We start from the raw sequence: 12,097 nt of genomic DNA, 5'->3' as shown, positions 1-12,097 counted from the left end.
CCCCCGGGGCGCGCGGGGCGCGCGGGGCCGGCTCCGCCGCGCGCCCGTGCCGCAGCAGGTCGGCGGCGGCCGCCTCCAGCGCGGGGGCGTCGTGGCGGGTCAGCGCCGCGCGGGCCCCGCGCACCGGATCGCCCAGGTCCTCGACCGGCGCGAGCAGGCGCAACTGCTCGTGGGCGCGCGCGGCCGAGGATTCGAGGCACGACAGGGCCACCGCGTGGCGCAGGCTCGCCCGCCGGGCGGCGGCGCAACCGGTGGTCCAGCGGGCGAACTGCACGAGGCGGTCGGCGTTCAGGCTCAGCCGCGCGGTGGCGTCGCCGCCCGACCCCGCCAGCGCCGCCGCGAGGTCGCGGCGGGCCTCCGCCACCGCGAAGGCGCGGTGGCGCCCGGCGGTCACCGGCAGGACGAGGCGGATGGTGAGCGCCAGGATGAGGCAGCAGGCGCCGGTGACGAGGAGGTTCATGAACAGCGCGTCGGCGTCGAAACGCTGCGGATTCGCCGGGACGAGGAACATCAGGGTCAGGATGAGCGCGACGGAACCGGTGGCGCCGACGGCGGGGGTCAGGGTCATGAGGCCGCACAGGAGCACGGTCGGCGCCAGCAGCAGGGCGAGGACCGGAAACGCGTCGGCCTCCAGCGGGACCGCGAACAGGGTGAGGCCGGCGAGCAGCGCCGCGACCGGCAGGGCGGTCAGCACGCTGCGCGCGAACCGGCCCGGATCGGGCGCCACCGACGACAGGGCGCACATCGCCGAGACCTGGGTCAGGGCGCCGGCGGCCTGCGGCAGGCCGGCGGCGACGAGGAACGCCGCCGTCGCCGCGAAGGCGAGGGCGACCCGGGCGGCGGCGCGCAGGGCCTCGGGGAAGTCGCGATGGACCGGCAGGGGCGGATCGCGCAGCGGGGGCGCGCCGGTGGCGAGCGCCCGCCGGCCGTCCGCCGCGAACCAAGCCGCGTTGGCGAGATCGAGGGCGCGCTGGACCGCCGCGACGTCGCCGACCGGGCGATCCCCGGCGACGGCGTCGTCCACGAGGCGCCGCAGCCGGTCGGCGATCGCCGCCAGCCGCTCGGGGCCGGGGCCGGCCGCGATCTCGGCGCAGAGCCGCCGCGCCTCGTCGGCGGGGGCGCCGGCGACAGGGCCGGTCTCGACCAGGGCGAGGCAGGACGAGAGCTGGGTGTAGAGCGCCGCGATGGCGCTGCGGGCGCCGGCCGCCCGGTGGCGCCCGCCCCGCTCGGCCGCGAGGGCGGCGGCGTCGGAGCGCAGGGCGCCGATGCGGGCGACCGTCGCGGCGATCCGGTCGAGGTCGGGCCGGTCCTCCGCGAGCAGGTCGGCGCAGAGCCGGTTCACCCCGGCGGCCGCCTCGCCGAGCGACCGCTCGAGGGCGGCCCGCACCGTCGGCGCCCCGAGGACGTCGTTGACGAAGGCGACGGCCGCGATGCCGAGCACGATGGCGGCGACCCGGTCGACCGTGGTCTCGAACGCGGTCTGGGGCGCGTCGATCCCCGCGAGGGCGATGATCGCCACGGTGTAGCCGGCGAGCAAAGCCGCGTAGGCCCGGCTGTCGCGCAGGTATTGCGCCACGAACACGCACAGGGCGAGCCAGACCGTGAACGAGACCAGCATCAGCACCCGGTCCTGGCCGAACAGCGCGACCAGCGCCACCGCGACGGCGCCGCCGACCAGCGTGCCGACGAAGCGGTAGAGCGCCTTCGACAGCGCCTGCCCGGCCTGCGGCTGGGCCAGGATCGCGACGCAGACCGCCGCAGAGGCGGCGCTGCCGAGCTGGAGCCAGAACGCGGCGTAGAGCGCGAGCACGATCGCGGCCCAGATCCGGGCCGCGTAGAGCAGCGCCGGCAGGGGCGGCACGACCCGTTCCAGGTGGCCGAGGCCACGGTCGATGAGGGCCGGCGCGCGGATCATGGGCGGGGCGTGCGGAGTGTCCGGTGGAGGGCGGCAGCCGCGACTGTACGGCCCCGCGCGGCGGTGCGGCAAGGCGCGGAACAGATTCGGCGCGGATCCGGCAAAGATCGGGGAAGACGAGGCGGCGGACCGGAAAAGACGACGACTTGTTAACCTGCGTCCCGGCGCACGTCCCGCCCGGTCGCGGTCCGCCGCCGCGTTCCGCTGGGGAATCCCGCGGCCGTGGGCCGACCCCCTGGACACCCTCGCGCCGGTCCGGCTTCATGGCGGCCGGCTCCCGCAACCGACGCGGGTGGCCCGGACCGTGCATCAACGCGGCGGCGACCAAACGGGGAGAGATGCGGATGCGCGCAGGTCTGACGAGACGGTTCGCGGTGGGGCTCGGTGCGGTCGGGCTGCTGGCGGCCGCGATCGGCCCGGGCACGGCACAGGACAACAAGAAGGTCCTGAAGGTCGTGATGCATTCGGGCCTGCGCATCACCGACCCGATCATCACCACCGCCTACATCGCCCGCAACCACGGCTACATGATCTACGACACGCTGTTCGCGACCGACGAGCGGTTCGAGATCAAGCCGCAGATGCTGAAGGAGTATTCGGTCAGCGACGACAAGCTGACCTACACCTTCACCCTGCGCGACGGGCTCAAGTTCCACGACGGCGCGCCGGTCACCCCCGAGGACTGCATCGCCTCGATCCAGCGCTGGGGCAAGCGCGACGGCATGGGGCAGAAGCTGATGGAGTACACCGCCGCCCTGAAGGCGGTGGACGGCAAGACCTTCACGCTGACCCTCAAGCAGCCCTACGGCCTCGTGCTGGCCTCGCTGGGCAAGCCCTCGTCCAACGTGCCGTTCGTGATGCCCAAGCGCATCGCCGAGACGCCCGCCGACAAGAACGTGCCGGAGGAGATCGGCTCGGGCCCGTTCCGCTTCGTCAAGGCCGAGTTCCAGCCCGGCCTGAAGGCGGTCTACGAGAAGAACCCGGACTACGTGCCGCGCTCCGAGCCGCCGTCCTGGCTCGCCGGCGGCAAGGTGGTGAAGCTCGACCGCGTCGAGTGGATCAACATTCCCGACTACCAGACCGCCGTGAACGCCCTGGTGGCCGGCGAGATCGACTACATCGAGCAGCCGCCGCACGACTTCCTCGCCATCCTCAAGAAGTCGCCCGGCATCGTCATCAACAACTACAACAAGCTCGGCTTCTCCGGCATGGTCCGGATGAACTGGCTCAACCCGCCCTTCGACAACCCGAAGATCCGTCAGGCGGTGCTGATGGCGGTCAACCAGCAGGACTACCTCGACGCGCAGATCGGCGACCCGGACTACATGACGCCGTGCATGGCGCTGTTCATCTGCGACACGCCGAACGCGACCGATGCCGGCGCGCCGATGAAGCCCGACCTCGCCAAGGCCAAGCAGCTCCTCAAGGAGGGCGGCTACGACGGTCGGGCGATCGTCATCATGCAGCCGACCGACCTCGCCATCGTGGCGCCGCTCGCCCCCGTCACCGCCCAGGCCCTGCGCGGCATCGGCATGAAGGTCGACCTGCAATCGATGGACTGGCAGACCCTGGTCGGGCGCCGGGCCAAGCAGGACCCGGTCGACCAGGGCGGCTGGAACATCTTCCACACCACCTGGGCCAATGCCGACCTGCTCAACCCGATCGCCAATGTCGGCGTCAACGGCAAGGGCAAGGTCGGCGGCTGGTTCGGCTGGGCCGAGGATGCCGAGATCGAGACGCTGCGCGACGCCTACGCCCGCGAGACCGACCCGGCCAAGCAGAAGGAGATCGCCGCCGCGGTCCAGAAGCGCGCCTACGACATGGGCTTCTACTACCCGACCGGGCAGTACGCGGCGCCGCTCGCGGTGCGGAGCAACCTCACCGGCATCCTGCCGGGGCCGGCGCCGGTGTTCTGGAACATCGAGAAGAAGTGAGCGCGTAATGGGCCGCTTCGTCGCCGGGCGGCTCGCCGCCACCCTGCCGGTCATGGGCGTGGTGGCGGTGATCGTCTTCGCGCTCCTGCGCCTCGCCCCCGGCGACCCCGCGGCGATCCTCGCGGGCGACGCCGCCTCGCCCGAGCAGATCGTGGCGATCCGCGCCCGGCTCGGGCTCGACGAGCCGATGATCCGGCAATTCGCCGGCTGGATCTGGCGGCTGCTGCACGGGGATCTCGGCACCTCGATCATCTCCAACCAGCCGGTCCTGCGGCTGATCGGCGACCGGATCGAGCCGACCCTGGCGCTCGCCACGACCACGATCCTGTTCGCGGTCGCGGTGGCGGTGCCGCTCGGGGTGATCGCGGCGTGGCGCCACGGCACCTGGATCGACCGGGGCGTGATGGCGTTCTCGGTGATCGGGTTCTCGGTGCCGGTCTTCGTGCTGGGCTACCTGTGGATCTTCGGCGCCGCGATGCAGCTGCGGCTGCTGCCGGTGCAGGGCTACGTCAGCATCACCCAGGGCTTCGGCCCGTTCATCGAGCGGCTGGTGCTGCCGACCCTGACTCTGTCGGTGATCTACATCGCGCTCATCGCCCGCACCACGCGGGCGAGCGTGCTCGAAGTGCTCGGCGAGGACTACATCCGCACCGCCCGCGCCAAGGGGCTGGCCGAGCCGCGGGTGCTGACCCGCCACGCCCTGCGCAACGCCGCGGTGCCGGTGATCTCGGTGATCGGGCTCGGCATCACGCTCCTCATCAGCGGCGTCGTCGTCACCGAGAGCGTGTTCAACCTGCCGGGCCTCGGCCGCCTCACGGTCGACGCGGTGCTGGCCCGGGACTACCCGGTGATCCAGGGCGTCATCCTGCTGTTCTCGGGGCTCTACGTGCTCATCAATCTCGGCATCGACCTCGCCTACCTGATCTTCGATCCGAGGATCCGCTATTGAGCGCGCAGGCCCAGGCCGCTCCGGCCCCCGCCCGCCGCGCCCGCGGGCTGCCGCCGGCGCTCACCCATCCGGGCGTGCTGTTCGGCCTCGCGGTGCTGGCGGTCGTGCTCGCCGCCGCGCTCGCCGCGCCGTGGCTCGGCACCCTCGACCCGATCCAGCTCCGGCCGCGCCTGCGCCTGCGCCCGCCCTCGGACGCCGCGTGGTTCGGCACCGATGCGTTCGGGCGCGACGTCTACAGCCGGGTCGTCTACGGCGCCCGGGTGTCGCTCATGATCGGCTTCTGCGTCGCCGCGGTGGCGGTGGCGCTCGGTCTCGTCATCGGCCTCGTCGCCGGCTACGTCCGCTGGCTCGACGCGGTGGTGATGCGGGTGATGGACGGGGTGATGGCGATCCCCTCGATCCTGCTCGCCATCGCCCTCGTGACGCTGTCGGGCGCCGGCATCGGCACCGTCATCGTGGCGATCACGATCCCGGAGATCCCCCGCGTCGCCCGCCTCGTGCGCGGCGTCGTGCTCACCGTCCGCGAGGAGCCCTACGTCGAGGCGGCGATCGGCGCCGGCACGCGGCTGCCGCTGCTGCTGATCCGCCACGTCCTGCCCAACACCATCGCGCCGCTGATCGTCCAGGGCACCTACGTCTGCGCCTCCGCGATCCTGACCGAGGCGATCCTGAGCTTCCTCGGCGCCGGCATCCCGACCGAGGTGCCGAGCTGGGGCAACATCATGGCCGAGGGCCGGCAGGCGTTCCAGCTCGCCCCGTGGGTGATCCTGTTCCCGGGCCTGTGCGTCGCCGCCACCGTGCTGGCGGTCAACATCCTCGGCGACGGCCTGCGCGATTCCCTCGATCCCCGCCTCGCCCGCCGCCTCGGGAGCCTGCGATGAGCCCGGTCCTCGAGATCCGCGGCCTGTCGGTGCCGCTGCCCGGCTCCGGCGACCGCGCCCACGCGGTCGAGGGCCTGAGCCTCACGGTCGGCCCCGGCGAGATCGTCTGCGTCGTCGGCGAATCGGGCTCGGGCAAGTCGGTCACCGCCCACGCGGTGATGGGCCTGCTGCCCCCGGTGCTGAAGCCCTCGGGGGGCGAGATCCGGCTCCTCGGCGAGGACGTGCTGGCGGCGAGCCCGTCGCGGCTGCGGGCGTTGCGCGGCGGCCGGATGGCGATGGTGTTCCAGGAGCCGATGACGGCGCTCAATCCGGTGCTGACGGTCGGCGCCCAGCTTGCCGAGGTGCTGGAGGCCCATGCCGAGGGACCGTCCGGCCGCGCCCGCCACGAGCGGGTGCTGGCGCTGATGCGCGACGTCCACCTGCCCGACCCGGTGCGGATGGTGCGGGCCTATCCCCACCAGCTCTCCGGCGGCCAGCGCCAGCGGGTGATGATCGCGATGGCGCTCGCCAACGACCCGGCGCTGATCATCGCCGACGAGCCGACGACGGCGCTCGACGTCACCACCCAGGCCCAGATCCTGAAGCTGATGCGCGAGCTCCAGGCCCGCCGCGACGCCGGCATCCTGTTCATCACCCACGATTTCGGCGTGGTGGCGGAGATCGCCGACCGGGTCGCGGTGATGCGCCGGGGCCGCCTCGTCGAGGAGGGCACCGCCGAGGCGGTGCTGTCGCGGCCGCAGGACCCCTACACCCGCATGCTGATCGACGCCGTGCCCTCGGCGACCCCACCGGCGCCGCGGCCGCGCCCGGCGGCGAAGCCGCCGGTGCTGGAGGTCGAGAGCCTCGCCAAGACCTATGGCGGCGGCGTCGCCTCGGGGCTCGGCGGGCTGTTCGGCAGGCCCGGCCGGGTGGTGCACGCCCTCGACCGGGTCAGCGTCTCGCTCCGTCCCGGCGAGACCCTCGGGGTGGTCGGCGAATCCGGCTCGGGCAAGTCGACGCTGGCGCGCTGCATCGCCCGCTTCGTCGATCCGAGCGCCGGCGCGATCCGCCTCGACGGCGCCGACATCGCCGGGCTGAGGGGCCGCGCGCTCCATCCCTACCGGCGCCGGGTGCAGGTGATCTTCCAGGACCCGTACCGGTCGCTCAACCCGCGCCGCAGGGTCGGGCCCTCGATCGTCGAGGGGCCGCGCAACTACGGCACGCCGGCGGCGGTCGCGTGGGAGCGCGCCCGCTCGCTGATGGACCTCGTCGGGCTCGACCCCTCGGCGCTGGAGCGCTATCCGCACGAATTCTCCGGCGGCCAGCGCCAGCGCATCGCCATCGCGCGGGCGCTCGCGATGGAGCCCGACCTGCTGATCGCCGACGAGGCAGTCTCGGCCCTCGACGTGTCGGTCCAGGCCCAGGTGCTCGACCTCCTGGAGAGCGTGCGCGAGCGGCTGAACCTCGCGATCCTGTTCATCACCCACGACCTGCGGGTGGCGGCGCGGCTGTGCGACCGGCTGATCGTGATGCTGAACGGCCGGGTGGTCGAGGAGGGCGAGACCGCCGCGGTCTTCGCCGACCCGCAGCACGCCTACACGCGGGCGCTGTTCGCCGCCGCCCCCGGCGCGCACCGGCGCGAGGCGGCCGAGTGATCCCGGCATCGCCCCGACTCGATGGCGCGGCGATCCGGGAGGATCGGATTCACCTCCCTGCGGTATGCCGCCGGCTGATGACGGATCGGTGCCCGGACACCCGGCCCGGCTCCGTTCGCGATCGGAGGTCCCGTCCCATGCGCGTGTTGGTGTTCGCCGCCGCCCTTCTTCTCCCGCCCCTGCACGCCCACGCGGCCGGCGCCATCACGGTCCGGACCGAGAACTATCCACGGCCACCCTATTCGGGCGCGACCTACTACATCTATGGTCGGGACGGGCAGACGATCTGCACCAAGCTCGAAGTCTGCAACAAGTTCGAACAGTGCGACACCCGGTACGAGCAGGGTGCCTACAAGGATCCGGAGGATGTCGAGACCGGACAGCCCTACGGGACGACGCCGGCCGTCACGATCGCCCCGGCCTCGCTTGCCAAGCATGTCTGCCTGACGCGGTTCGGCCTCGCCGGCGGTCGGTGAGCGTCTCGGCCAGGGCCGGCGGCCGGTCGGCCCGGATGACCGCCGGGGTCGCGATGCCGGGGCCGGGCGCTCTCGTCCGCGAGCCCGAACGCGGCCTCGTACGATTTTCGATTGATCGCTCGGCGATTGCTGCGCAATCGCACCGCGATACGAAAATCGGCTTCGGCCAGGCGCCGCGCGGGCTGGTGATACGGTTTCTGATTGATCGCTTGGCGATCCCTGCGGGATCGCTTGGCGATGCAGAAACCGGCTTCGCTCAGGCGCCGCGCAGGCTGGGGAGACGGGATCCGGACGTGATCGTCCAGATTCCGTCTCAGGGGGCCGAGACCGGCTCCACCCGGGCCTCGGCGTCGGGCCGCGGCTCGGCATGGGCGACGGTGGTGGTCTCGAGGAGGGGCTTCAGGCGCGTCGCGAGGTCCCGGCCGAGGTTGCGGGCATAGGCGCCGGTGAAGTAGCGCCCGCCGCTGCCGCGGCCGTGGATCGCGTCGTAGGCCTGCGCCATGGCGTCGACCTCCGGGCGGCACAGGAAGCCGATGATCCCGGCCGCCTCGTACCAGCGCGCCGCCCGGGCATGGGCCAGCGCCGCCGGGTTGTTGCCGATGGTGTCGGCGAAGCAGGCGGTCGCCGCCTCCTCGCGCTGCGCGAGGGCGGCCCGACGCTCGGTCCGGACCGGCTCGCGAGCCTGCGCCGCGGTGCCGAGGCACGCCGTCACGAGGGCGCAAACGAGGCCGTAAGAGGCTGGCTTCATCATCCGGGCTCCGCCGAATCACGGGGTGTTCGACGGAAGATGAACCGGAGGTGAGGGCGGTTCTGCGGCGAAAGCGGGCGCTTTCGCGGTTTTCTCGCCGGTGTGGCCGAAAATCCGGAACCTTTTCGCGGTTCGCGAAATGCGATCAGCCGCGGCGCTCGGCGTTCCAACGGCCGCTGCAATTGCCGGCGCCGTCGGTGTTCCAGGTGCCGTTACCGTAGCCCTCGGCGAGGCGGCCGACCACGCGGGCGGCGGCGTCGCCACGGCTGATGATCGCCCGCACGGCGCCGCTGCCCTGGACCCGCCCCGACACCGTGAAGTCGCTGCCGCCGGCGTAGCGCGCCTGCCCGTTCTCGATAACGATGCCGTAGCGGTAGGCGCGGTCGCAGGAGCCCTTCTCGGTGATGACCTCGACGCTCCAGGTGCCGTCGAACCGCTTCGGGGACTTGGACGAGCCTTTGGCGGCCAGGGCCGGGCCGGCCGCGGCGAGGAGGGCGGCGGCGAGAGCCGCCGTCGTGATCGTAGTGCGCGTCATGAACCTCGTGTCCCGGATGAATCGTTCCTCAAAACGTCCCTAGCGCGGCCGGGTTTCCTCAGCGTGACGGTCCCCGCGTCAGGCGAGGCCGTGCGCCTCTTCCAGAAGCCGCAGCAGGTCGCAGCCGGCATAGAGGTCGCGGCTCACCCCGGCCTCGCGCAGGGCCGCCTCCAGGGCGCCCGGCCGGCCGGCGAGGTAGAGGGTGCGGGCGCCGGCCTCGCGCAGGGAAGCGGCGGCGGCGACCGCCTGCTCGGCGTAGATCTCGTCCGACGAGCACAGACAGGCGAGCGGCGTGCCGGCCTGGGCGAAGGCCCGCGCCATCGCGGCGTGGTCGGGGAAGCCGTCGTTGGTCACCGCCTCGATGCCGCCGGCCTCGAAGGCGTTGCGGGCGAAGGTGGCGCGGGTGTTGAAGGCTGCGATCGGCCCGAGATTGGCCAGAAACACCTTCGGGCGCGATCCGGTGCGCTCCGCCTTCAGGTCGGAGGCGTCGCGCAGGCGCTCGAACGGCTCGGCGAGGCGGCGGGAGGGGAGGGCGCCGGCGGCAGGCTCGGGCGCCTCCGGCGCCGGCCGCAGCACCGCCACCGGGCTCTCGCGCAGGTCGGGGAACTCGCTCGTGCCGGTGATCGGCTGGCGCCGCGTGGCGAGGTCGCGGTCGCGGGTCTCGCGGGCGGCGGCGAGCCGGGCCGGGAGCGCGCCGGATTCGAGGCTCACCACGAGGCCGCCCTCGCGCTCGATCGCCTGGAACTGCGCCCAGCCCTGCTCGCACAGCGCGTCGGTGAGGGCCTCGAACCCGCCGGCGCCGGCGGCCGGGTCGGCGACGCGCCAGAGATTCGCCTCCTCGAGCAGGACGTGCTGCATGTTGCGGGCGCAGCGGCGGGCGAAGGCGTCGGGCAGGCCGATCGCCGCGGTGAAGGGCAGGACCGCGACCGCGTCGGCGCCGCCGAGGCCGGCCGAGAACGCCGCGGAGGTCGCCCGCAGCATGTTCACCCACGGGTCGCGCCGGGTGGTCGTGCGCCACGCCGTCTCGGCCTGGATCCGCACCGGCTTCGGGTCGAGGCCGCAGGCGGTCTCGACTCGCGCCCACAGCCGGCGCAGGGCGCGGAACTTCGCCACCGTCATGAACTCGTCGGCGTCGGCCACCAGCAGGAAGCCGACCGCGTCGCGGGCCCGCTCGAGGGCATGGCCGCCGGCCTCCAGCGCCCGCAGGTGGGCGACCGCGCTCGCCAGCACCGCGGCGAGTTCGCCGGCCTCGGTGGCGCCGGCCTCGTGGTAGGGGCGGGCATCGGCGAGGACGAGCCGGCCGGAGAAGCCCGCCTCGTCGAGATCCGCGAGGAGCCGGGCGAGGCGCCCGCCGGTTTCGGGCCAGGATGCCGGCAGGGCGCCGGTCGCGGCGAGCCCGGCGATCGGGTCGAGGCCGAGATCGAGGTCGAGGCCCGGCAGGGCGTCGCCGCGCCGGGCCGCGAGCGCGACCAGCGCCTGCGCGGCCTCGACGCCGCCCGGCCCGGCATCGAGCCGCAGGCCGATCAGCGGCAGCATCACGCCGTCGAGGGCGGATTCCAGGGCGGCCGGTCCCGGCAGGCCGAAGCCGCGGGCGGCGGGCGCGCCTTCCATGACCAGCACGAGGGCGTCGGCGCCGCCGTCGAGGTCGGCGAGCGCGAGGGCGTTGGCCTCGGCCGGATCGGGATGGTCGACCCGCTGGGCGATGCGCCACGGCCCAGCCCGCTCGCGCTGCGGCTGGGGCGCCGGCCCGGCGGCGGGATAGAGCGGCTCGACCCGGATGCCGTCGCGGCTGCGGTGGACGAGGCGCCTGTCGAACTCGGCGCCCTTCAGCACGCCCTCGACGAGGCCGCGCCACTGCTCGCTTGTGGCGGCGGGAAACGCGGCGGCGAGCGGGAGATCGTCCATGGCGGATCCTTCGGCGGTCAAGGCGTCGGCGGGCGGCTGTGTTCTGCACCGGCAGGCATAGCCGTTCCATCGGCCGATGGTCGAGCCTTCCGGACCAGGGCCATCGCTTCAGAGCGATCGCCCTGGGTTTTTGCCTTGCCTCAAGCGCCGGCGGCCGCCTCCGCGGCCTTGGCTCTCGCTTCGCTTACGCGTTCGAGGGGACATTCGTCCCCTCGAACCCGCTCCGCGGGGCGCTCTTCGCGCCCGCCATCGAGCGTCGCCCTGCGGGCGACCTCAGGGCAATCGCTGAAGCGATGGCCCTGCCTTCCGGACGCCCAGGTTCAGGCCGCGATGCGGATCGTGGACGTGATCTCGTCCACCTCGCTCGACAGGCCGCCGTCCTCCCCGCGGAGCACGAGCCCGAGTTCGGCGAGGGCGATGACGTCCTCGTGCACCCGCCGCACGTCCCGGCCCAGCGCCCGGGCCAGCGGGCGGATGCCGGCCTCGGGCGAGCGCCGCAGATGGCGCAGCAGCTCGTAGCGCTTCGGCGTCAGGACGGCGCACAGGGCGGCCCAGTCCCGGAACAGGATGCGGTCGCCGCCGGCGCCGGGCCGGCCGGCCTCGGCCGCCTTCCAGGCCTCGGCCACGTCGGCCGCCGCCTCGCGCAGGCTCCGGCCGACATCGGTCTCGATCGTTCGCATGCCGCCTCCGTCCCCCCTTCTCCCCTACCACGTCCGACGGCGCCCCGACGCGGTTAACGCCTCGCTTACCGGTTTGGTCGAAGTTGCGGCTCCGCTCCTCAGGCAAGAGGCAACCATGACCGACGACACCGTGGGCATCGCAGGCGACCGCATCCGCACCATCGTGGAGCGCGTCGAGAAGGTCGAGGAGGAGATCAAGGACCTGATGGAGGCCAAGAAGGAAATCTTCCTCGAGGCCAAGGGCGAGGGGCTCGACGTCAAGATCCTCAAGGAGATCATCAAGCTGCGCAAGCAGGACAAGGACGAGCGCGACGAGCACGAGACCCTGCTCGACGTCTACATGCGGGCGATGGACGCGCCCCGTCCGGCGCCGATCGCCGAGGCGGCGTGACCCGCGGACCGGACCGGGCCGCCCGGCCCGCGTCCGGCCGCGGCGGGGA

Annotated in this window: 11 protein-coding genes; 6 read left to right on the top strand and 5 right to left on the bottom strand. The window is 73.4% G+C overall.

All coding sequences use genetic code 11. The features are described 5' to 3' along the window. Nucleotides 1–1,915 (bottom strand): FUSC family protein (locus EOE48_RS24685; protein WP_148239801.1); only part of this gene is annotated, 1,915 nt, incomplete at its 3' end. Between the two features lie 344 nt (nt 1,916–2,259). On the opposite strand from EOE48_RS24685, the gene EOE48_RS24680 reads away from it, so the two are divergent. From EOE48_RS24680 to EOE48_RS24660, 5 genes are all read left to right on the top strand, one after another. Continuing rightward, entirely contained in the window at nt 2,260–3,849 is a 1,590-nt protein-coding gene (locus EOE48_RS24680) for an ABC transporter substrate-binding protein (RefSeq protein ID WP_127733543.1), read from the top strand. Between the two features lie 7 nt (nt 3,850–3,856). After that, on the top strand, nt 3,857–4,798 hold the full coding sequence (locus tag EOE48_RS24675; protein ID WP_127733542.1) for an ABC transporter permease: 942 nt from the start codon (nt 3,857–3,859) through the stop codon (nt 4,796–4,798). Next, a complete protein-coding gene (locus EOE48_RS24670; protein WP_127733541.1) occupies nt 4,795–5,679 on the top strand; it encodes an ABC transporter permease in 885 nt (294 codons plus the stop codon). Before EOE48_RS24675 ends, EOE48_RS24670 begins: the two co-directional genes overlap by 4 nt. Continuing rightward, the gene (locus EOE48_RS24665) at nt 5,676–7,313 is read left to right on the top strand and encodes an ABC transporter ATP-binding protein (RefSeq protein ID WP_127733540.1); all 1,638 of its coding nucleotides are present in this window, start codon (nt 5,676–5,678) and stop codon (nt 7,311–7,313) included. Before EOE48_RS24670 ends, EOE48_RS24665 begins: the two co-directional genes overlap by 4 nt. 137 nt (nt 7,314–7,450) lie before the next feature. Next, nucleotides 7,451–7,789: a hypothetical protein gene (locus EOE48_RS24660; protein ID WP_127733539.1), complete on the top strand. Its 339-nt coding sequence runs from the start codon at nt 7,451–7,453 to the stop codon at nt 7,787–7,789. A gap of 313 nt (nt 7,790–8,102) precedes the next feature. On the opposite strand, the gene EOE48_RS24655 is transcribed toward EOE48_RS24660, so the two are convergent. The 4 genes from EOE48_RS24655 to EOE48_RS24640 all read right to left on the bottom strand — a co-directional run bounded on the left by EOE48_RS24655 (nt 8,103) and on the right by EOE48_RS24640 (nt 11,657). Further along, nucleotides 8,103–8,537, bottom strand: a complete 435-nt coding sequence (locus EOE48_RS24655) for a hypothetical protein (RefSeq protein WP_425463688.1) — start codon at nt 8,535–8,537, stop codon at nt 8,103–8,105. A 145-nt stretch (nt 8,538–8,682) separates the two neighbouring features. Next, nucleotides 8,683–9,072 carry a hypothetical protein gene (locus EOE48_RS24650; protein ID WP_246154817.1) on the bottom strand — a complete coding sequence of 130 codons (390 nt, stop codon included), beginning with the start codon at nt 9,070–9,072 and terminating at the stop codon, nt 8,683–8,685. 78 nt (nt 9,073–9,150) lie between these two features. Further along, nucleotides 9,151–10,977, bottom strand: a complete 1,827-nt coding sequence (locus EOE48_RS24645; protein ID WP_127733537.1) for a methylmalonyl-CoA mutase family protein — start codon at nt 10,975–10,977, stop codon at nt 9,151–9,153. A 320-nt stretch (nt 10,978–11,297) separates the two neighbouring features. After that, nucleotides 11,298–11,657, bottom strand: coding sequence for an HVO_A0114 family putative DNA-binding protein (locus tag EOE48_RS24640; protein ID WP_127733536.1), 360 nt, complete (start codon nt 11,655–11,657; stop codon nt 11,298–11,300). A gap of 115 nt (nt 11,658–11,772) precedes the next feature. Here EOE48_RS24640 and EOE48_RS24635 point away from each other — a divergent pair, with 115 nt between their 5' ends. After that, nucleotides 11,773–12,048 carry a DUF2312 domain-containing protein gene (locus EOE48_RS24635; RefSeq protein ID WP_127733535.1) on the top strand — a complete coding sequence of 92 codons (276 nt, stop codon included), beginning with the start codon at nt 11,773–11,775 and terminating at the stop codon, nt 12,046–12,048. Nucleotides 12,049–12,097 lie beyond the last annotated feature (49 nt).

It is taken from the genome of Methylobacterium oryzihabitans, assembly GCF_004004555.2.
In the GTDB taxonomy this organism is placed as follows: Bacteria; Pseudomonadota; Alphaproteobacteria; order Rhizobiales; family Beijerinckiaceae; genus Methylobacterium; species Methylobacterium oryzihabitans.
Note: the sequence above shows the minus strand (reverse complement) of the source record. Positions and strands in the feature narration are given on the sequence as shown.